Genomic DNA, 21,392 nt, shown 5'->3' on the forward strand with positions numbered 1-21,392 from the left:
CAGGGGCGCGGCGCGCGCCGTCCCGCCACCGGCGCGGCAACGGTGGCGCTCAGCGACAGCACGAAGCGGTCGCAATGGCGGGCGAGGTCGCGGCAGGCGGCCTCGCGCACCTGCTGCGCCATCAGGCGCGGCGAGGGGGCGCTCTCATTGCGTTGCTGCCACAGCGAGCGGACCAGTTCAAAGCTATAGCTGCCGGCGTTCAATTGCTCGACGCAGTCGCCGACCGCGTTGGCGCTGTCGGTGAGCGAGCGCAGCATGCCGTCGGCGCCGCCGGGGCTGGCCGCGCGGGTGGCTTCGCTGTCGTCCTGTGCGGGCATGGCGCGGCGCGCGGCTTCCGCGTCGGCGAACACCGAGCCGCGGCGCGGCGTCTGGAAGGCGCGCTCGACCAGGGCCGCGCCGTTGGCGAGCTCAAGGTGCTCGGGCACGCGCTGGCCGGTGGAGGCGTAGTACACCGGCAGGCGGTGACGGATCACCACGTCGAGCACGGAGCCCAGGTGGGTGGCCTCATCCAGCTTGCTGACGATGCAGCCGTCGATGCCGCCATCGGGCGTGGCATCGTGGCGGTAGGCGTGGACGACCTCGTTGAGGGTGTCGCCATGGCTGGCGCCATTGAGCAGCAGGATGCGCTGCACCGGGGCCTGCACGCCGGCCAGCATGGCGATCTGCTCGGACAGGTTGCGGTCGCGCTGGCTCATGCCCACGGTGTCGATGATCACCAGGTGCTTCTCGGTCAGCGCCGCCAGCGCGAAGCGCAGGTCGGCCGCGTCCTTGACCGCGTGCACGGGCACGCCAAGGATGTCGCCGTAGATGCGCAACTGCTCGTGCGCGCCGATCCGGAAAGTGTCGGTGGTCAGCAGAGCCAGGCGTTCCGGGCCGTGCTTGAGCACGAAGCGCGCGGCGAGCTTGGCGGTGGTGGTGGTCTTGCCCACGCCGGTGGGGCCGACCAGCGCTAGTACGCCGCCCTGGGCGAACAGCGCATCTTCGTCATTCAGCACCGGCACCTTGCGCGCGATTTCCTGGCGGATCCAAGTCATGGCGGCCGGCCGGTCATGGCCCAGCGGCAAGTGACCCAGCAGCGAACGGGCAAGCTGCCCGGAGAAGCCAGCGGTCACTAACCAGGTGAACAGCGAGTCGCGCAGCGGGTCGCCGCCCATCGACGGCAGGCTGTGCGTGCCCACGCCGGAGAACTGCCGCTCCATCATGGCGCGCATGGTCTGCAGCTCACCGCGCAGGTCGCCAAGGGCGCCGTCGACAGCCACCACGGCGGGCGGCGGCGTGAAGACCGGCGCGCTGCTGGAAATGGCGCCGAGATCGGTGTCGCGCATCGCGACAATCTCCACGCCACCTTCGACGGTGCGGTTGGACAGCACCACGGCGTCCGGTCCCATTGCCTCGCGCACCTGGCGCAAGGCCTCGCGGCCATTGGCCGCCACGAATTTAGCTACGCTCATTATGCGAAACCCCTCACGCTGCGCCACCGATCATGGCGGTGATCCTGATATTTCGGTTGTCCGGCACCTCGGCATGCGAGAGCACCTTGAGTTGCGGCATGGTCCGGCGCAGGAAGCGCGCCAGCAACGGGCGCAGCGGATGCGGCACCAGCAGCACCGGATCCAGCCCCAGATGTTCTTGCCTGGTCACCGCGCCGTGCGTTTGCTGCAGCAGCGCGTCGGCCAGGCCCGGCTCGATGCCGCCGCCGTTAGTGAGCGCTTGCGACAGCACGCGTTCCAGGCCGGCGTCCAGGCCGATGACCTGGAGGTCAGCGCCGTTGGGGAACCACTGCTGGGTGATGGCGCGGCCCAGCGCCACGCGCACCAGCGAGGTAAGCTCGTTCGGATCACTGACCTTCGGCGCATGCTCGGCCACCACATCCAGCACGGTGCGCATGTCGCGGATCGGCACGCTTTCGTCCAGCAGGTTCTGCAGGATCTTCTGCAACGCGGTGAGCGTGATGATCTTGGGAACCAGGTCTTCGGTGAGCTTGGGAGATTCCTTGGCGATTCGGTCGAGCAGCGCCTGCACTTCCTGGCGGCCAAGCAACTCGGCCGCGTGCATGTGGATCAGGTGGTTGAGGTGAGTGGCCACTACCGTGCTGGCGTCCACCACCGTGTAGCCGTAGGTCTGGGCCTGTTCCTTGAGGCCGCCCTCGATCCACACCGCGGGCAGGCCGAAGGCCGGGTCCTGGCTGGGCGTGCCCGGCAGCGCGCCGGATACCTGGCCGGGGTTGATCGCCATCCACTGCCCGGGCGCGGCTTCGCCGCGTCCGATCTCCACGCCCTTGAGCGTGATGCGGTAAGCGTTGGGCTTGAGTTCCAGGTTGTCGCGGATATGCACCACCGGCACCAGGAAGCCAATCTCCTGCGCCACCTTCTTGCGGATGCTCTTGATGCGGCCGAGGAGCTCGCCGTTCTGCGCGCGGTCCACCAGCGGGATCAGGCGATAGCCCACTTCCATGCCGAGCGGATCGACCAGGGTGACGTCGTCCCAGCTGGCCTCGGTCGACTCGGGCGCCACCGTGGGGGTGCGTTCCTCGCGCTTCTTTTCTTGCGCCTGCGCCACGTCGCGGCGTGCCACATAGCGGCCGAACCACACCAGCGCGCCGGCGAAGGCCAGGAAGGCGAAGTGCGGCATGCCCGGGATGATGCCCATCATGCCGATGATGGCGCCGGTCAGGTACAGCACGCGCGGATTGGAGAACAGCTGGCCGGTCAGCTGCTGGCCCACATCCTGCTCGTTGGAGACCCGCGAGACGATCACACCGGCTGCGGTGGAGATCACCAGCGCCGGGATCTGCGCCACCAGGCCATCGCCGATGGTCAGCAGGGTGTAGTTGCGCACCGCGGTGGCGAAGTCCAGGTCATGCTGCACCATGCCTACCACCATGCCGGCACCAACGTTGATGAACATGATCATCAGGCCCGCCACGGCATCGCCGCGCACGAACTTGCTGGCACCGTCCATCGCGCCGTAGAAGTCCGATTCCTGCGAGACCTCGGCGCGGCGCTTCTTGGCGCCTTCTTCATTGATCAGGCCGGCGTTGAGGTCGGCGTCGATCGCCATCTGCTTGCCAGGCATGGCGTCGAGCATGAAGCGCGCGCCAACTTCGGCGATACGCCCCGCGCCCTTGGTGATGACCATGAAGTTGATCACCACCAGGATCGCGAACACCACGATGCCCACGGCAAAGTTGCCGCCGACCAGGAAGTGGCCGAAGGCCTCGATCACCTTGCCCGCGGCGTCCGGCCCGGTGTGCCCTTCCATCAGCACCACCCGGGTCGAGGCCACGTTGAGCGACAGCCGCAGCAGCGTGGTGAACAGCAGCACCGCCGGGAAGGCGGCGAAGTCCAGCGCCTTCTGCGTGTACATGCCCACCAGCAGCACCATGATCGACAGGGCGATGTTGAAGGTAAACAGCAGATCCAGGATGAAGGGCGGCAGCGGCAGGATCATCATGCCGAGGATCATGATGATCAGCAGCGGGCCGGCCAGGGCCTTCATCTGGCCGCCTGCCTGGCCCCCCGGCAGTTTGAACAGCGAGGTCAATGCGTTCATGCTTGGCTTTCCGGTACGGCTAACTCGTCAGGCACCAGCAGATCGGAGGGTGCCGCCGGATGCGGGCCGCTGCTGTGGTGCCAGTGCTTCAGTTGATAGACCCAGGCCAGGACTTCGGCCACGGAGGTGTACAGGCCGGCGGGAATTTCCCTGCCCAGCTCCACGTGACGGTGCAGCGCGCGCGCCAGCGGCGGCGCGCTGAGCAACGGCACGCCGTTCTCGACGGCAATCTCGCGAATGCGCGCGGCAATCGCGTCACTGCCCTTGGCGACCACGCGCGGCGCGCTCATGCGGCCTTCTTCGTAGCGCAGCGCCACGGCGAAGTGGGTCGGGTTGGTGACCACCACATCCGCCTTCGGCACCTCGGACATCATGCGGCGCTTGGCCATGGCACGCTGCTGCTGGCGGATGCGCGACTTGATGTGCGGGTCGCCTTCGCTGTCCTTGTGCTCCTGCTTGACCTCTTCCTTGGTCATGCGCAGCTTCTTGTAGAAGGTCCAGTACTGCCAGGGCACGTCGAGCGCCGCCACCAGCACCAGCGACCCCGCCACCATCGCGGAGCAGCTCAGCACCATCTCCAGCATGTGCAGCAGCGCCTCGTGGATCGGCGCGCTCATCAGCGCGATGGCCTCGGGCAACCGCCGCCACAACACCCAGCCGGCCACGCTGCCAACCAGCAACGCCTTGGCGATGGCCTTGGTCAGCTCCACCAGCGATTGCGAGGAGAACAGCCGGCCCAGTCCCTTGAGCGGCGAGAGGCGCGAAAAATCCGGGGCGAAGGACTTGGCGGAGAACATCCAGCCACCCAGCAGCATGGGGCCGGCCAGCGCTGCGGCGCCAAAGAACAGCAGCAGCGGCAGGAAGGCCAGCAGGCCCTCCCAGACCGCGATGCCAAAGCGCGACATCATGCGCGACGTGTCAAAGGCAATCGCCGGCTCGAAGGCGAGGCTGGCGTGCAACACGGCATCGAGCTTGCTGGCAAGCGTGCCGCCCAGCGTCCACAGGCCCACTACGCCGCTCATCAGCATGATCAGCGTGGCGAGCTCGCGCGAACGCACGACCTGCCCCTCTTCGCGCGCCTTCTCCAGGCGCCGCGCTGAGGCGGGTTCGGTTTTCTCGAGATCGCTTTCTTCGGACATGGCCGCTCCGTTACGAAGCGGCATGCGGCCGTTCGTCAGCGATGATTATCGAAGGGGGGGCTGGCCGGCATTAGGGGGAATAGGGAGGGGAATAGGGTGTTGTTTGGGGGATGGGGGGACAGGGGGGAGGGTCGGAAGTTGGTGGCCGCTGACGCGGGGGGTCTCTTGTGGGCGGGGTTTTTGCTCTTCTAGCTGCTGGCGCGGCTGTACGGTGTTGGCCGTTTTGGAACGTGTGAGATGTCACTTTTCTTTACTCGCGGCTCGTAAAGAAAAGTAACCAAAAGAAAGCGATCCTTGCAGGAGGCTGGCGTGGCGTCATTGGGGACCCCAATGGTTTCGTCGTACGGCCCTGGGTGCTAATGGACTCGTGCCGTTACCAGTTTAGATCACCACGACCCTGCCCATGCCAAGAGATTCGTGGTGGTCCCCCCGGTAGCGGCCACCACGAATTTCAAGCCGTCTATCGCTCGCGGCGCGAGCCGCCACGAAGTTGCAGGCGTCCCGTTTTCGTCGTGGGCGCGGTGGCACCGAGGAATAGTTTTGAGGGATTCACCACCGCGCCAACCCCACCACGAAACCATCACGGCGTGATAGATCGTGGTGCTTCGCACCGGTACCGGCAGATGGATGAATGAGCAGGGATGCCGCTACCGAGCAGTCTCACCACGAAACCAGCGTCATCCGCAGTATCGTGGCCATTCAAACCGGTAACGGCACGAGTCCATTAAAACCCGGGGCCTGACGACGAAACCACCGGGCTACGCAACCCCGACACGCCAGCCTCCTGCAAGGATCGCTTTCTTTTGGTTACTTTTCTTTACGAGCCGCGAGTAAAGAAAAGTGACATCTCACACGTTCCAAAACGGCCAACACCGTACAGCCGCGACAGCAGCTAGAAGCATCAAAACCCCACCCTCAAGAGACCCCCCCCCCGCGTCAGCGGGGCCAGAGGCCTGGAAACGCCTCCATGCGCATAACCGACCAACTACGCACAGCCGCGTCAGCGACAACAGGCTCCAGCCATCCGCCCCCACTTCCAACTCAAAAACCTAAACTTGCCAGCAGATCATCCACCTGCGACTGATCCGAAACCACATCAGCCTTCCCTTCCGGATTCACCTGCGGCCCATTCATCAGCGTAGTTGGCGCTTCAACACGGCGATCAGCCGGGACATTATCGATCAGCACCTGCAGCAGTTCCTGCTCCAGTGAGTGGATCATGTCCATCATCTTCTTGATGACCTGGCCGGTCAGGTCCTGGAAGTCCTGCGCCATCATGATGTCGAGCAGGTGGCTGCCGGTGGCGCGGGCCTGCTGCGGCACGTCGGCCAGGAATGCGCGCGTATCGAGCACGAGCTCGCGCGCGTCACCCAGCTCCACCGGCGTTTCGAACCAGGCTTCCCAGCGCTTGTCGAGCGCCTCGGCCTGCTTCTCCATGCCGGACTGGATCGGCTGCGCCAGCTCCACCGCGGTCAGCGTGCGCTCGGCAGCCTGCTCGGTCATGGAGGCGATATAGCTCAAGCGGTCCCGCGCATCGGGGATGGCCTGTGCGGCGCGCTCGATTTCCTTGTCGAGCCCCAATTCGCGCATGTTGTCGCGCAGCATCCGTGTCAGGGCGCCAATGCGCTGGAACAGTTGCTCGGCAGATTCGTTGCTTAGCGTCGGAGTCGTCGACATGTCACCCACCTTATGCCCCTTCCTTCGCCAGTTTCTCGAAGATCTTGGTAATCTTCTCATCGAGCGTCGCAGCCGTGAACGGCTTGACCACATAGCCGTTCGCGCCGGCCTGTGCCGCGGCGATGATGTTTTCCTTCTTGGCCTCGGCCGTTACCATCAGTACCGGCAACTTGGCGAGCGCCCCTTCGGCGCGAATCGCCTGCAGCATGCTCAGGCCGTCCATGTTCGGCATGTTCCAGTCGGAAATAACGAACTGGAAGCTGCCGTCCTTGACTTTCTCCAGGCCCGCGGCGCCGTCTTCGGCTTCCTCGACGTTGGCAAAGCCCAGTTCCTTAAGCAGGTTGCGGATGATGCGACGCATGGTGGGGAAGTCATCGACCACCAGGATCTTCATGTTCTTGTCCACTCTAACGGCTCCAATACAGTTGTGGAAAGTTGCTGCAATACTTGCAATATGTACGCCAGCCCCGCCGGTATGCGGCGGGGCCAGCGCTTGTGCCCTGTCAAACTCGCTGCGCGCGTGTCCCGAAGGTGGCCAGGCGTGCCATCACGCGCTGGCTCATCGCGTGCAGCGGTACTACCTCATGCACCCCACCGGCGGCAATCGCCTCCTTGGGCATGCCGAATACGATGCAACTGCTCTCGTCCTGCGCCAGGTTGTAGGCACCGGCCTCGCGCATGCGCAGCATGCCTTGCGCCCCGTCCTTGCCCATGCCGGTCAGCATCACGCCGATGGCATTCTTGCCGGCATGCTTGGCCGCGGAGTCGAACAGCACCTCGACCGACGGCCGGTGGCGGTTGACCGCCGGCTCCTGCGACAGGTGGGCCACATAGTTGGCCCCGCTGCGCGCGAGCAGCAGGTGCGAGTCGCCCGGGGCGATATAGGCATAGCCCGGCAGCACGCGCTCGCCGTGCTCCGCTTCCTTGACCGTGATCCGGCACAGGCCGTCCAGGCGCTGCGCGAACGAACGCGTGAAGCCGGCCGGCATATGCTGGACGATCAGCACGGCGGGGCAATCGGGCGGCATCGGCATCAGGAATTCCTTGATGGCCTCGGTGCCGCCGGTGGACGCCCCGACGATGATCAGCTTTTCCGTGGACAGCAACGGGCTGCGCAGCATCGGGGCAGCCGGCGCCGCCGCTTCCCCGCTAGCGGGCGTGTTGCCGCGGATGCGTGCGCGCGACGCGGCGCGGATCTTGTCGGCGATGGTGTCGGTGTAATCCATCAGGCCGTCGCGGATGCCGAGCTTGGGCTTGGTGACGAAATCCACCGCGCCGAGTTCCAGCGCGCGCATCGTGATTTCCGAGCCGCGCTCGGTCAACGACGACACCATCAGCACCGGCATCGGGCGCAGGCGCATGAGCCGCTCGAGGAAATCCAGCCCGTCCATGCGCGGCATTTCCACATCGAGCGTGAGCACATCCGGGTTCAGGCGCTTGATCAGGTCGCGCGCCACCAGCGGATCGGGGGCGGTACCCACCACCTCCATATCGCTCTGGCTGTTGATGATCTCCGTCATCAGGCTGCGTATCAGCGCGGAGTCGTCCACGCACAATACCTTGATCTTGGCCGCAGTCATGTCTGAAAAAAAGTCCTTGTCGTATCAGGAAACGGCAGCCGATGGCGCACGCCGTGAAAACAGTTCCGCGCCGCCCGTGGCGGGCGCCGTCGCGGAGCTGGCAATGGCGCGTGCCAGGGCGCGTTCGTTACGCTCGACCACCACCTGGTCGTCCTGGCGCGTGAGCCGGCGCACCAGCGCCAGCCCGGTAAGCGGGAAATAACTGACCCGGCGCGCATGCGGGCCGCGCAGGTCCTGCGCGGCCAGGCGGATCCCCTCGGTCTTCAGGTAGCGGATCACGAACTCCGCATTGCGGTCGCCGATGTTGAGCGTGGTCATGTTGGCCAGCACCGCGCCGCCGCCAAACACCTTGGCTTCGAGCCGCTCGCGGCGCGCGCCCATCTTCAGCAGTTCGTTGACCAGCACTTCCAGCGCATAGCAGCCGTAGCGCATCGAAGCGGACAGCAGCCGGTCTGCACCGACGCCATCGTCATCCGGCAGCATGAAGTGGTTCATGCCCCCTACCCCAGCCGTTTCGTCGCGAATGCACGCCGCTACGCATGAGCCGAGCACGGTGGTCAGCACCACGTCTTCGCGGGTCACGTAATACTCGTTGGGCAACAGCTTGATGGCTTGCTTGCCGAATTCGCGGTCGAAGTAGCTGCGGGTGGCGATCGCCTCGGGCAATTGGGGCGTGCGCATCACGATCCTCCCAGCCGGGCCGACGGCGGCGCCAGTTCATAGACGGTCTGCCCGCGCAACTGGAAAGCGCGCGTCACGTAGGAGAAATTCTCGGAGTGGCCCGCGAACAGCAGCCCGTGGGGCTTGAGCAGCGGCACGAAGCGCTCCAGGATCTTGCCCTGGGTCGGCTTGTCGAAATAGATCATCACGTTGCGGCAGAAGATCGCGTCGAACTTCTCGCGAATCCCCCAGTCCGGCGCCAGCAGGTTAAGCGGCTCGAAACTGATGGTGCCTGCCAGGTCCGGCTTGACCTTGACCGCGCCGGCGCGCTGGCCGGTGCCCTTGAGGAAAAAGCGCTTGAGCCGCTCCGGCGAGAGCTTGCTCACCTGCTCAGCGGTATAGACACCGGAGCGGGCTTTGGCCAGCACCTGGGTGTCGATATCGGTGGCCAGCACCGTGGCAGCGCGCTCACCTAGCGCTTCGGCCAGCGTGATGGCGATCGAGTAGGGTTCCTCGCCGGTGGACGCGGCCGAGCACCATACCGAGTAGGGCCGGCCGGTCTTCTTGGCGTGCTCCGCCAGCAAGGGGAAGTGATGCGCCTCGCGGAAGAACGACGTCAGGTTGGTGGTGAGCGCGTTGGTAAAGAACTCCCACTCGTCCGAGCCTTCATCGGCGTCCAGCATCGCCAGGTAAGTGCTGAAATCGACCAGCTGCAGCGTGCGCAGCCGGCGCGCCAGCCGGCTGTACACCATCTCTCGCTTGTGGCTGCCAAGCGAGATGCCCGCGCGGCGATGGATCATCGCGCGGATCTTCTCGAAGTCCCGCTCGGTCAGCAGGAAGTCACGCGGCTCGTCGCGCCGCAGGGAAGCGGGCTGCGCTGATTGCGGGCCGGCGGCAAAGGCGGTTTGGCGAGGCTGCGTCATGTGTTGCGAGGGCTTGTAGCCGTGGTCTTGCTGGGGCTGCTAAGGCTTGGTGGGGCTTGCTTTGGCGAACTCAGGCGGATCCGGTCGGGATCAGGCGAGCTCGGCTTCGACCAGTTCCATTTCGGCGCTGGTCATCAGCTTCTCGATGTCGATCAGGATCAGCATGCGGCCGTCGACGGTGCCGAGGCCGGTCAGGTGATCGTTCGAGACCGAGACGCCGAACTCCGGCGCCGGCTTGATGGCTTCGCCGGTCAGGGTCAGCACGTCCGATACGCCATCCACCACGATGCCGACCACACGGCCAGCGATATTGAGGATGATGACCACGGTCTGGTGGTCATAGCGCACGTTGCCCAAGCGGAACTTCAGGCGCAGATCCACGATCGGCACGATCACGCCGCGCAGATTGGTCACGCCCTTGATGAAGTCAGGCGCATTCGCCAGGCGGGTCACCGCGTCGTAGCCGCGGATCTCCTGCACCTTGAGAATGTCGATGCCATATTCTTCGCTTCCCAGCGTGAAAACCAGGAACTCCTGCCCAGAAGCCTCGCTCCCGGGGGTATCGATGTGTCCGATGCCGGCCATGATGTCTTGTTCTCCTGAGCGTTAAGCAAGCGCCGGGTCTTGGCGGCGCACTCCGGTGCGCTGCAGCGCGCCGACGTCCACGATCAGTGCCACGCTGCCGTCGCCGAGGATGGTGGCGGCGGAAATGCAGGGCACCTTGCGGTAGTTGGTTTCGAGATTCTTCAGCACCACCTGGTGCTGGCCGATCAGCTGGTCCACCAGCAGCGCGAAGCGCTTGCCTTCGGCCTGCAGGATCACGGCGATGCCCTGGGTCGGCTCATGCACGGCCTCGGCCACGTTGAACACGCGGTGCAGCTCCAGCAGCGGCAGGTACTCGCCGCGCACATGCATCACGCGATCGTTGTTGGCGGCCGTGTGCACGTCTTCCGGCTTGGGCTGCAGCGACTCCATCACGCAGTTCAGCGGCAGGATGAAGGTCTCGGCGCCCACCTTGACGGACATGCCGTCCAGGATCGCCAGCGTCAGCGGCAGCACGATGCGGGTGGTGGTGCCCTGGCCGGGACGCGAGGTGACCTCGACGTGCCCGCCCATTTCCTGGATGTTGCGCTTGACCACGTCCATGCCCACGCCGCGGCCGGACAGGTCGGTCACCGCTTCGGCGGTGGAGAAGCCCGGCGCGAAGATCAGCTGCCAGACTTCTTCGTCGCTGATGTTCTCGGAGACCGGCAGGCCATTCTGCAGCGCCTTGGCGAGGATCTTGTCGCGGCGCAGGCCGCCGCCATCGTCGCTGACTTCAATGACGATGTTGCCGCCGTGGTGCTGGGCGGACAGGATCAGCTGGCCGGTGGGCTCCTTGCCTGCGGCGACGCGCTTGTCCGGCGTCTCGATGCCGTGGTCCAGGCTGTTGCGCACCAGGTGGGTCAGCGGATCGATGATGCGTTCGATCAGGCTCTTGTCGAGCTCGGTGGCCTTGCCGAAGGTGATCAGGTCGATCTGCTTGCCCAGCTTGGCGGCGAGGTCGCGCACCAGGCGCGGGAAGCGCGAGAAGACGTAGTCCATCGGCATCATGCGGATCGACATCACCGCTTCCTGCAGGTCGCGCGCATTGCGCTCGAGCTGGCCCATGCCGGAGAACAAGCGGTCGAACAGCACCGGATCGAGCGCCGATGCGGTCTGCGCCAGCATCGATTGCGTGATGACCAGCTCGCCCACCAGGTTGATGATCTGGTCCACCTTCTCGGTGGGCACGCGAATCGAGCCGGACTCCTGCGCGTGCGCGGCCGCGGCGGGCTGCGCCTTGGTTTTTTCCTTTGCGGGAGCAGGCGCGGTCGGGGCTGGCGCCGCCGGTTCGGCGGCGACCGGCGCAGGCGCCGGCGCCGCAGCTACCGGCTCGGCTACTGCGGCCGTTGCGGCCTGTGCAGGCGCATCCGCCGCTTCCACGACGATTTGGTCGCCGTCGACGACGAAACAGCAGACCGCGATGATGTCATCGGCGCTGCACTGGCTCGACAGCCACACGGTGAGATTGCCGCCTTCTTCCTTCTGGCCGGTGATCTCGCCCAGGTTGGCGAGCTCTTCGCGCAGCAGTGCCTGGTCTGACGGCGACACCTTGACCAGCGTCACCTTCAGGCCGCCGCCTGCTGGCGCAGGCGCGGCTGCCGGGGTTGCCGCCGCGGCGACAGGCGCCGGGGCGGGCGCCGCTGCCGGCGTGCCGCCTGCAGCCTCAAGCGCCAGTTGCTGAAGAACGGCGCAGATACGCGCCAGCGTTTCCGGATCGGGTTCCGTACCGTTACGGTAGGCGTTGAGCTGATCTTGCAACACGTCCTTGGTTTCCAGAAAAGTGTCGATGATGGTCCGGGACAACGCCAGTTCCCGCCGCCGCGTACGGTCAAGCAGGTTTTCCAGCAGGTGCGTGGTTTCGGTCAGGGCCGCGAAGCCGAACGTGGCCGCACCGCCCTTGATAGAGTGCGCCGCGCGAAAAATCGCATTGAGTTCTTCCGCATCGGGGGATTCGAGATCCAGCCCGAGCAGCAGTTGCTCCATTTCCACGAGGAGCTCTTCCGCCTCCTCGAAAAAGGTCTGGTAGAACTGCGTGATATCGATATCGACAGACATAACCGTCCTGGCTCACTGAATTTTGCTGCGAAGCCCGCTGCCGGCATGGCAGGCTGGCTTCATTGAACACTGCCCGGCTTGGCCGGGGCCGCGGCGGCGTTGCCCGGTGCAGCCGCGGCCGGGGCGGCCGAAGCGGCCGGCGCGACTGCGGTTGCGGGGGCGGAGGCGGCCGCCAGGCCTGCCTGCACTTCCTGGCCGGCTTCACCGGCCTTTGCTGCTATCGAAACCTCGGCGGCGCTGGCATTCTCGGCCTCGATTCGGGACTGCGCGCGCTGGTTCAGCACCACGATGCTGATGCGGCGATTCACCGGCGCGAGATCGTCCTTCTTGTCGAGCGGCATGGTCGCGGCCAGGCCGATCACGCGCAGCACCTTGCCCTCGTTCATGCCGCCGGCAATCAGCTCGCGCCGGGAGGCATTGGAGCGGTCGGAGGAGAGCTCCCAGTTGCTATACGTGCGCTCGCCGTTGGAATAGTTGGCGGAGTCGGTATGGCCCGACAGGCTGACCTTGTTGGGCATCTCGTTGAGCACCGGGCCGATCTCGCGCAGGATGGTGCGCATATACGGCTCGACCGCGGCGCTGCCGGTACGGAACATCGGCCGGTTCTGCGTATCCAGGATCTGGATGCGCAAGCCCTCGCTGGTGATGTCGAGCAGCAACTGCGGGCGGAACTGGCGCAGCACCGGGTTGTTCTCGATGATCTGCTCAAGACGTTTCTTGAGCGCGCGCAGGCGCTCGGCTTCCTGGCGCTCCTTGGCCTTGTCCGTGGCGTTGTCGGGCGTCTTCCTGACCTCCGCGTCCTGGCGGGTGACATCGCGACCACCGCCCGGGATCACGCTGGAGGACAGGCTGCTCTTGTTGCCGCCCTCGATTGCCACCTTCAGCGGCGTACGAAAGTACTCCGCCAATTGCTGCAGATCCTTGGGGGTCTGAGCCTTCAGCAGCCAAAGGACCAGGAACAGCGCCATCATTGCGGTCATGAAGTCCGCGTAGGCGATCTTCCACGAGCCGCCATGATGTGCCGCGCTGCTTTTCTTGATGCGCCTGACGACTATGGGATGCGAACCGTGCTCACTGCTCATCGCTGCCGCTCCTCTTCGTCAGGTAATGCTCTTGACTTCGCGGACGTGATCGTCCAGCTCGAGGAAGGATGGCCGCTCCGTCGAGTACAGTACCTTGCGGCCGAACTCCACCGCCACCAGCGGCGCATACCCATTGAGCGAAGCGAGCAGCGTGACCTTGATGCACTCGTACATCTTCACGGTCTCGTCCACCTGGTGCTCGACCCGCGCTGCCAGCGGCGAGACAAAGCCATAGGCAAGCAAGATGCCGAGGAAGGTGCCGACCATGGCGTGCGCGATCAGCGCGCCCAGTTCGGCCGGCGGCAAGTCCGCCGAGGCCAGCGCGTGCACCACGCCCATCACCGCGGCAACAATGCCGAAGGCGGGCAGGCCGTCGCCGACGCGGTTCAACGCATGCGCCGGCACCTCGGCCTCGTGGCGGAAGGTCTCGATCTCGTGATCCATCAGGGTCTCGATCTCGAAGGCGTTCATATTGCCGTTGACCATCATGCGCAGGTAGTCCGTCAGGAACTCCATCATGCCCGGGTCGGCAAGGATGCGCGGATACTGGCTGAACACGCTGCTGGCCGCCGGATCCGCGATTTCCTTCTCGAGGAACAGGATGCCTTCGCGGCGGGCCTTGGACAGCAGGACATAGAGCAGCGCCATGACTTCCATGTACAGCGCCTTGCTGTACTTGCTGCTGCGGAACAGTGTCGGCAGCACGCGCACGGTGGCCTTGATCGCCTTGCCATTATTGGAGCTGACGAACGCGCCAATGGCCGCGCCTGCAATGATGACAAGCTCTGCCGGTTGATAAAGCGCGCCCATATGGCCACCGGTCATGGCGTATCCGCCAAGCACCGCCGCTATCACGACAACAAAGCCAATTACAACTAGCACGATTGATTCCCCGTCAGAAAAACACGCGTCAGGCACGCACAAGGGTCACCCCTCCAGCCAGGCGGGGTTACCGCCTGCTGGCAGGGCTCACCTGTCACGCAGGCTGCCATCGGATCTGAGACCTTGGGACCATCGGGCCTTAAAGCCTTGGGTCCTTAAGTCTGGTCCGTCTTAAGACTTAACGACTCAAGACGGCAAGACTTGAAGACTTAGTGACCTATCGACCCAAGGATTTCAGTCAGGCGACAGCTTGCGCTGGTGCGATGTCCTTCGAGAGCTTCTTGGCTTTGCCAGCACGCGAGGGCGGACGGCACAGGCTGCATACGAAATTCGCATGCGGCTCGTACGCGTGCGTCACGAAACGCCCGCCGCAGCAGGTGCAACTGGAAAGCTGCAGCATGTTGCTCTCGAAAAACCGTACTAACGTCCAGGCACGGGTGAAACTTAAGACAATTTCGCTTTCGAGCAGCGATACGTGCTCAAGATAGAGCCGATAGGCTGCCACCACACCGCGGATGCCAACCGTCTCGCCCTGCTGGACCATGAACTGATAGGCCGAGAAGAACAGCGAGGAATGGATGTTTGGCAACCAGGTGGTGAACCAGTCGGTCGAGAAGGGGAGCATGCCCTTGGGCGGCGAGGCGCCGCGCAGCTCCTTGTAGAGGCGGATCAGGCGATCGCGCGACAGCGTGGTCTCGGCTTCGAGGACTTGCAGGCGGGCACCCAGGCCGATCAGCTCAATGGCGAGCTGGGTCTGGTTGGCGTCCTGCAGGACGCTCTTGCGATTGGGGACGGGAGTGGCCGTGGTACTCCGGATTGAAGGGGCCTGCAGGAGCGCGGTCAATTGAGCGACTCCACAGGCTGCCGTGCGAGCAGGATCGCAGCATGGATCTGCTGCATATCATGGCTCTTGGCCGTATGGGTGAGTGTCGACAGCAAGGCATGGTCATCGAACCGAAAACGGCATAGGACCATGTTTGATGCTGCCAGTTTGACAAGCTGGGCCGGTGTCAACTTGGCGAGAATGTCGGCAATTTCCTTGCTGACGCCAAGCCTGAACATGGCTTCCAGATGGTTTTCGCGCACCAGGCGTTGCGCGAGCAGCAGATAGGCGAGATTGACCTCCCTGATCTCCTGGAGAACTTCACTGCTTTCCAATTTTTCCCCGCTACCAAAAGCCCTTCGACCGCTTGTCCGGCGCTTACCCGCAGCCGAAGGCTGAAGGCGACCAGATCGTTTGAGTGCGTATTCGACGGGTACTGCGTACAACTAAGGAACTGCGCTTGGTCAGACTTATCTGAAACGTTACAAGTGTTACAGAGTGTAAGTGCGACTGACAGAGTTATATCGGCAATTAGACCAGACTGCCAATCCCCTCTTACGTTGGGGTACAGCAATGTCGCATGAAACATACATGGAACTCGAAGTTTGTAACAGGTCACCTCCTTGTCATGTGATTTGCATCAAAACTGTTACGCGTATGTAACAGAGGAAAAGCTCTAAGTAGCCTGTCAGATCACCCCATCATGGAGCGCACTAGTCGCATTCCTCTATTGACGAGCTACCCCTCACTACACTAGGACCCTGCGCAGCCATGCTGCCACCCGTGCGAACAGGTCGTCGGGCTCTTCGCGGAACAGATGCGGGCAGGTTTGCTCCACCTGTTCCATCACGCGTGCGGCCTCCTCGGCACTGACAGTGCCGTAGTCCATCGACAGCCCCAGCAACGCGCGCAACTCGCCCAGGCGCGAGCGTGCCGTGCCTGCGGTGCGCTCGGTCTGCACCATGTACATGAGGTCGTAGACCCGGCGGCGCAGGCTTTCCGCGACGCGCCATGCGGGTGTCTGCATCTGCTCCTCGAGCGTGCGGATATCCACCGCCGAGGTGGCCAGCTGGGACGCCAGGGAATCGGTGAAATCCAGGTCGGCCCCGGCGTCCTCCAGGATCTGCCGGGACCAGTTACGGGCATGCGCAAGGCGCTCCTGGGGCGTCCATTCGTAGCGGACCGCCAGGCCGTAGCCAAAGCGCTGCGCGTCGCGCATCAGGGTTGCCATGGCGTTGGGCAATTGCTTGTTGAACACGCGCTTGGCCCAGGCGTACTCCCCGCCCGAGAGCAGCCGCGTGACGGCACGCTCGGTCAGCGGGCCGTCATGGTGCAGCAAGCGCGCCCGCAGGAAGTCATCGAAGCCGGGCGGCGTGAATTCGTTGTCCAGCCCGGTGGAGAGCTTGACGAAGTGCTCGAACTCGGCACGTAGCTTGGCCGCGGCTTCTTCGGGCAGCGCCAGGGTGATTTCGGTAGTCATGGTGTGCAATTCTGGCTATGACGCTGACGGCGGGCTGCCGCCGGCGCGGCCGGCGGCAGGAGCCCCTCGCTTGCCTGCCGTCAGAAAGCGCTCCAGTCGCCGCTGTCGGAGGTGGCAAGGGCTGCGGGCCGGGCGGCGCGTTGCGCAACAGGCGCAGGCGCTTCACGCCCGCCCTCGCGCTCAGCCTTCTCGGCCGATGCGGGCTCGGCGTGGTCGGCCTCTTCAAAGTGGGCGGCAGGTGCCGACGGCTCCTTGCGCTTGGGCTTGGACGCAGCGATCACCTTGGGCCGTGGCGCTTGCACGCGGGAGCCGGCAAAGCCATCCGTTTCGGCCAGGCGGAAGCCGGCCACCGAAGATTGCAGGCGCGTAGCCTGGTCTTCCAGCGAACCGGCCGCCGCCGCGGCCTCCTCGACCAGCGCCGCGTTCTGCTGCGTCACCTCGTCCATTTGTGCCACGGCCTTGTTGACCTGCTCGATGCCCGAGCTCTGCTCGGCGGACGCCGCGCTGATCTCGCCCATGATGTCCGTCACCCGCTTGACCGCCTGCACGATCTCACCCATGGTGTGCCCGGCCTGGCCCACCAGCGTCGAGCCATTGTCCACCCGCGCCACCGTGTCGCCGATCAGGCCCTTGATTTCCTTGGCCGCGTTCGCGCTGCGCTGCGCCAGGCTGCGCACCTCGCCCGCCACCACCGCAAAGCCCCGGCCTTGCTCGCCGGCACGCGCGGCTTCCACTGCCGCGTTCAGTGCCAGGATATTGGTCTGGAACGCAATGCCTTCGATCACACCGATAATGTCGACGATCTTCTTCGAAGCATCGTTGATCTCATCCATGGTCTTGACCACACGCCCCACCACTTCGCCACCCTTGACCGCGGTCTCGGAGGCATTGGCTGCCAGGCCGCTGGCCTGGCGCGCGTTGTCCGCATTCTGGCGCACCGTGCTGGTCAGCTCTTCCATGCTCGACGCGGTTTGTTCCAGCGAGGCCGCCTGCTGTTCGGTACGCTGCGACAGGTCGCTGTTGCCCGCGGCGATCTCACGCGAGGCGGAGGCGATCGATTCCGCGGAATCCTTGAAGTCGCGCACCATGGCCGAGAGTTGCTGCTGCATCTGCTTCATGGCGTGCAGCAGGCTGTCCTTGTCGCCCGCACGCAGCTTCACGTCGGCGGAGAAGTCGCCCTCGGCGATGCGCGAGGCGATGGCCGCCGCGTAGGCCGGCTCGCCACCCAGCTGGCGCGACAGCGTACGGGCCAGGAAGGCGCCCAGCAGCACGGAGACGGCCAGGCCGCCCAGCACCAGGCCCAGCATCCACAAGCGCGAGGCCTCGTAGACGCCGCGCGCTTCTTCCATGTTGGCCAGCGCGCGATTGTCGCGGCGCTTGACCATCTGTGCCATCACGTCTTCGAGCGCACGGCTGTCCTTGATCAGGTCGGCGCTCTCGGTGAAGACCTGGCTCTCGAACTGCGACGTATCGAGCGGCTGCTTGCTCACAAGCGCCACATACTTGGCCAGGCGGTCACGGTAGGCGGGCAGCAGGGCATCGAACTGCTTGACGATGGCCTGGCCTTCGGGCTGGCTGAACGCCGGGCGCGCGCGCTTCATGCTCTCGTCCAGCAGGCCCAGGGATTTTTCGATCTGCTCCTTCTCGGCGGCGCGCTCGCCCATGGTCGATGCCGACAGCAGCGCAATCTGCGCGCGGCTGGAATAGAGCAGGTCGATGTTGCCGCTCTGCACCGCCTTGAGCGCCTGCAGGTCGTCGTGATAAATCCTGCTGGTCCAATCCGTCATGCGCCCCATGTTGACGACGCCCAGCAGACCCATCACCGCGCCGATAAGCGACACGACCAGAAAGCCAACGACCAGCTTGGTCGTGACGCGGAGCTGATTGAACCATTGCATGCAGACTACCTCTTTTTTCTGAATGACTTGACCGGGGGCCTCATCTGTCCGCTGCCGGCGGGTTGCCGGCGGTACGGACGACAGGCGCTACTTCTTTTTTTCTAGAACACGCTTGCAGGCTGATTGCCTCGACACTGCTTGATCTCTTCTCTCATCAGGCTTGCGCCAGATGCCGGGCACCGCGCTGCGCGTCGCCCTGGCGGGCGCGCACCGGCCGTGCTTCAGGGCGCAAGCTGACGCGGAAGGTGGCCACCGCATCGCGCAGGCGCCCGGCCTGGTCTTCCAGCGAGCCGGCCGCGGCTGCGGCCTGCTCCACCAGTGCCGCGTTCTGTTGCGTCACCTCGTCCATTTGTGCCACTGCCTTGTTGACCTGCTCGATGCCGGAGCTCTGCTCGGCGGATGCCGCGCTGATCTCGCCCATGATGTCCGTCACGCTCTTGACCGCTTGCACGATCTCGCCCATGGTCAACCCGGCCTGGCCCACCAGCGCCGAGCCGTTGTCCACCCGCGCCACCGTGTCGCCGATCAGGCCCTTGATTTCCTTGGCCGCGTTCGCGCTGCGCTGTGCCAGCCCGCGCACCTCGCCCGCCACCACCGCAAAGCCCCGGCCTTGCTCGCCAGCACGCGCGGCTTCCACCGCCGCGTTCAGCGCCAGGATATTGGTCTGGAACGCAATGCCTTCGATCACGCCGATAATGTCGACGATCTTCTTCGAAGCGCCGTTGATGTCGTCCATGGTCTGCACCACGCGGCCCACCACTTCGCCGCCCTTGACGGCAATCTCGGAGGCGTTGGCTGCCAGGCCGCTGGCCTGGCGCGCGTTGTCCGCGTTCTGGCGCACCGTGCTGGTCAGCTCTTCCATGCTCGACGCGGTTTCTTCCAGCGAGGCCGCCTGCTGCTCGGTGCGCTGCGAGAGATCGCTGTTGCCCGCGGCCACCTGGCGCGTGGCCGTGGAGATGCTCGACATGCCCTCCTGGATCTCGCCCACCACCGACAGCAAGCTGCGCTGCATCGTGCGCATGGCACGCGCAAGCGCCCCCACTTCGTCGCTTGCGCGATAATCCAGGCGCGTGGTGAGATCGCCCGCGCCCATGCGCAAGGCAAAGTCGAGCATGTCCTGCACCGGCCGGTTCACGCGAGCCAGCAGCAACGTACCGGCGACAAAGGATGACGCCATCGCCAGCCCGAAGCCGCTCCACAGCCAGGGCCGCAACTGGCTCAAAGCTTCGCCCCCGGCCAGCGTCTCGAAAGCCAGCAGCGCGGCGAGAAACCACACCAGCCCCGCTGCCTGCGACAGCAGGATGCGCCGCTTGAGCGTGATCTTGCCCAGGCGTCCCGGCAGCCCCGCCAGTCCCCGTCGCACCACGGCGCCGTCGCGCACGGCCAGGCCCGAGCCGCTGCCCTCGCGCAGCCGCGCGTAGGCGGCGCCTGCTGCCTCGACCTGCTCGCGCTGCGGCATCGAACGCACCGAGGTATAGCCCACCAGTTGGCCATCGATGACCGTCGGCGTCACCGTGGCGCTGACCCAGTAGAAGTCACCGTCCTTGCGGCGGTTCTTGACGATGCCGACCCACGAGCGGCCGGCCTGGATGGTCTTCCACAGATCGGCAAACGCCTCCGGCGGCATGTCCGGATGGCGGACCAGGTTGTGCGCGGCGCCGAGCAATTCCTCGGACTCGAATCCGCTGGCCTCGATAAAGGCGCGGTTGGCGAACGTAATGCGACCCTTCAGGTCGGTCCTGGAGATCAGGTAATCGTCTTCGGAGAGCTTGTACTCTCGGGAGGTAACGGGTTGATTGTTTCGCATGGATGGGAGACTGCGTGGATCGGACTCTCGCTAGGTGCGGCGGCCTCAGGCGGCCGCGGCTGCCTCAAGGGCCGCGAGTTCTTCGGTGTTTAGCAGTTTCTCGATATCGACGAGGATCAGCATGCGGCTTTCGACCGAGCCAATGCCGCGGATGTAGTCCGTCTCGCCGGAAAGCTGGGGTGCCTGCCGGATCTGGCCCGGGGCCAGCGTCAGCACGTCGGATACGCCGTCGACCACGATGCCGGTGGTGCGATCGTGCAGGTCGACGATGATCACGACCGTGTACTGGTCGTAGTTGATCTTGTCCTGGCGAAACTTGATGCGCAGGTCGATGATCGGGACGATGATCCCGCGCAGGTTGACCACACCCTTGAGATAGGCTGGCGCATTGGCAATCTGCGTGACATTCTCATAGCCACGGATCTCCTGCACCTTGAGGATGTCGACGCCGTACTCCTCGCCGCCCAATCTGAACGCGAGGAACTCTTCCCCCGTGCCCTCTGTCTTGATCCCGGTTTTCATTTGCTGGCTCCCGCTGCAATGACCCAGCCATGCGGCGCGGCCAAAGCCGCAGCCGGCCGGCCCGCGGGCGGGCAGCCAGGCCGAGACTCAGCCTGCGTCGAGGCACGAATATCGTTTACCTCTTAACGGCAGTCCTGGACGTGACTGAAGGGCAACAATGCCAATGCATTTACCCTACCTTGGAGGGGTCCAGCAGCGCATTCACGGCCTCCATCAGTTGATCCGGATCGAACGGCTTGGCCAGGAAGCCGGACGCGCCGGCCACGCGAGCCTGCTCGCGCACCTGGCTGTCGGCTTCGGTGCTCAGCATCAGCATCGGGATGGCGGCATAGGCGGTGGTCCCGCGCAACGTGCGGATCAAGGTCAGGCCGTCCGTTCCCGGCATCACCTGGTCGGTCACCACCATGCCGAAGGTAGCGTCGAGAGCGAGCGCCAGCGCCTCGTCGCCATCGGCGGCTTCGGCCACGTCGTAGCCCCCCGCGCGCAGGCAGGCGCCGATCATGCGGCGCAGGGAGGGAGAATCATCGACGACTAGAATATGAGGCAAAGACATAGCGGCTCCGTTGACAGCACGATGGTGAGTCCACAAGCCTGGGTCCTGGCCCTGGACCGATGTTCCTGCGGACGGGGCTGCGGTATGCGGCGATGCGCGACTGGCGTGGCCGGTGCAAACAACGCCCCTTTGGGGCATATCGGCAGCGGTGGCCGAATCCGTAGTACGGCTGCG

At 64.9% G+C, this 21,392-nt stretch carries 19 protein-coding genes; all 19 read right to left on the reverse strand.

Going from position 1 to position 21,392, the window contains the following annotated elements; genetic code table 11:
• Window positions 1-1,451: flagellar biosynthesis protein FlhF (flhF, locus tag ACGLHR_RS32005; RefSeq protein WP_400098769.1), on the reverse strand; the 1,451-nt coding region annotated here is incomplete at its 3' end.
• 13 nt (window positions 1,452-1,464) lie between these two features.
• On the reverse strand, window positions 1,465-3,552 hold the full coding sequence (gene flhA, locus ACGLHR_RS32010; protein WP_400098771.1) for a flagellar biosynthesis protein FlhA: 2,088 nt from the start codon (window positions 3,550-3,552) through the stop codon (window positions 1,465-1,467).
• Window positions 3,549-4,691 (reverse strand): flagellar biosynthesis protein FlhB, encoded by a 1,143-nt coding sequence (flhB, locus tag ACGLHR_RS32015; RefSeq protein WP_400098773.1) that lies wholly within the window; start codon window positions 4,689-4,691, stop codon window positions 3,549-3,551. The genes flhA and flhB overlap by 4 nt, the downstream gene beginning before the upstream one ends.
• A gap of 1,041 nt (window positions 4,692-5,732) precedes the next feature.
• Window positions 5,733-6,368 carry a protein phosphatase CheZ gene (cheZ, locus tag ACGLHR_RS32020; protein ID WP_400098775.1) on the reverse strand — a complete coding sequence of 212 codons (636 nt, stop codon included), beginning with the start codon at window positions 6,366-6,368 and terminating at the stop codon, window positions 5,733-5,735.
• 10 nt (window positions 6,369-6,378) lie between these two features.
• A complete protein-coding gene (cheY, locus tag ACGLHR_RS32025; protein WP_006162642.1) occupies window positions 6,379-6,774 on the reverse strand; it encodes a chemotaxis response regulator CheY in 396 nt (131 codons plus the stop codon).
• 97 nt (window positions 6,775-6,871) lie between these two features.
• Window positions 6,872-7,948, reverse strand: a complete 1,077-nt coding sequence (locus ACGLHR_RS32030; protein ID WP_400098777.1) for a chemotaxis response regulator protein-glutamate methylesterase — start codon at window positions 7,946-7,948, stop codon at window positions 6,872-6,874.
• A 24-nt stretch (window positions 7,949-7,972) separates the two neighbouring features.
• Window positions 7,973-8,629 carry a chemoreceptor glutamine deamidase CheD gene (gene cheD / locus ACGLHR_RS32035; protein ID WP_318238545.1) on the reverse strand — a complete coding sequence of 219 codons (657 nt, stop codon included), beginning with the start codon at window positions 8,627-8,629 and terminating at the stop codon, window positions 7,973-7,975.
• Window positions 8,629-9,531: a CheR family methyltransferase gene (locus ACGLHR_RS32040; RefSeq protein ID WP_400098779.1), complete on the reverse strand. Its 903-nt coding sequence runs from the start codon at window positions 9,529-9,531 to the stop codon at window positions 8,629-8,631. The genes cheD and ACGLHR_RS32040 overlap by 1 nt, the downstream gene beginning before the upstream one ends.
• A 90-nt stretch (window positions 9,532-9,621) precedes the next feature.
• Window positions 9,622-10,116 carry a chemotaxis protein CheW gene (gene cheW, locus ACGLHR_RS32045; RefSeq protein ID WP_006162638.1) on the reverse strand — a complete coding sequence of 165 codons (495 nt, stop codon included), beginning with the start codon at window positions 10,114-10,116 and terminating at the stop codon, window positions 9,622-9,624.
• A gap of 21 nt (window positions 10,117-10,137) precedes the next feature.
• Window positions 10,138-12,171 (reverse strand): chemotaxis protein CheA, encoded by a 2,034-nt coding sequence (cheA, locus tag ACGLHR_RS32050; RefSeq protein WP_400098781.1) that lies wholly within the window; start codon window positions 12,169-12,171, stop codon window positions 10,138-10,140.
• 59 nt (window positions 12,172-12,230) lie between these two features.
• A complete protein-coding gene (gene motB / locus ACGLHR_RS32055; protein ID WP_400098783.1) occupies window positions 12,231-13,253 on the reverse strand; it encodes a flagellar motor protein MotB in 1,023 nt (340 codons plus the stop codon).
• Window positions 13,254-13,271: 18 nt separating this feature from the next.
• Window positions 13,272-14,135 (reverse strand): flagellar motor stator protein MotA, encoded by an 864-nt coding sequence (gene motA / locus ACGLHR_RS32060; RefSeq protein ID WP_318238365.1) that lies wholly within the window; start codon window positions 14,133-14,135, stop codon window positions 13,272-13,274.
• A 238-nt stretch (window positions 14,136-14,373) separates the two neighbouring features.
• A complete protein-coding gene (flhC, locus tag ACGLHR_RS32065; RefSeq protein WP_318238366.1) occupies window positions 14,374-14,979 on the reverse strand; it encodes a flagellar transcriptional regulator FlhC in 606 nt (201 codons plus the stop codon).
• On the reverse strand, window positions 14,976-15,293 hold the full coding sequence (gene flhD / locus ACGLHR_RS32070; protein ID WP_006162633.1) for a flagellar transcriptional regulator FlhD: 318 nt from the start codon (window positions 15,291-15,293) through the stop codon (window positions 14,976-14,978). Before flhD ends, flhC begins: the two co-directional genes overlap by 4 nt.
• A gap of 413 nt (window positions 15,294-15,706) precedes the next feature.
• Window positions 15,707-16,438 (reverse strand): DUF4088 family protein, encoded by a 732-nt coding sequence (locus ACGLHR_RS32075; RefSeq protein WP_318238367.1) that lies wholly within the window; start codon window positions 16,436-16,438, stop codon window positions 15,707-15,709.
• An 80-nt stretch (window positions 16,439-16,518) separates the two neighbouring features.
• A complete protein-coding gene (locus ACGLHR_RS32080) occupies window positions 16,519-18,336 on the reverse strand; it encodes a methyl-accepting chemotaxis protein (protein ID WP_400098787.1) in 1,818 nt (605 codons plus the stop codon).
• Between the two features lie 154 nt (window positions 18,337-18,490).
• Entirely contained in the window at window positions 18,491-20,143 is a 1,653-nt protein-coding gene (locus ACGLHR_RS32085) for a methyl-accepting chemotaxis protein (RefSeq protein WP_400098789.1), read from the reverse strand.
• Window positions 20,144-20,188: 45 nt separating this feature from the next.
• On the reverse strand, window positions 20,189-20,665 hold the full coding sequence (locus ACGLHR_RS32090) for a chemotaxis protein CheW (protein WP_318238370.1): 477 nt from the start codon (window positions 20,663-20,665) through the stop codon (window positions 20,189-20,191).
• 169 nt (window positions 20,666-20,834) lie between these two features.
• Window positions 20,835-21,218 carry a response regulator gene (locus tag ACGLHR_RS32095; RefSeq protein WP_400098791.1) on the reverse strand — a complete coding sequence of 128 codons (384 nt, stop codon included), beginning with the start codon at window positions 21,216-21,218 and terminating at the stop codon, window positions 20,835-20,837.
• Window positions 21,219-21,392: the final 174 nt, after the last annotated feature.

Origin of the sequence: Cupriavidus sp. CuC1 (genome assembly GCF_044627735.1) — a bacterium.
In the GTDB taxonomy this organism is placed as follows: domain Bacteria; phylum Pseudomonadota; class Gammaproteobacteria; order Burkholderiales; family Burkholderiaceae; genus Cupriavidus; species Cupriavidus ulmosensis.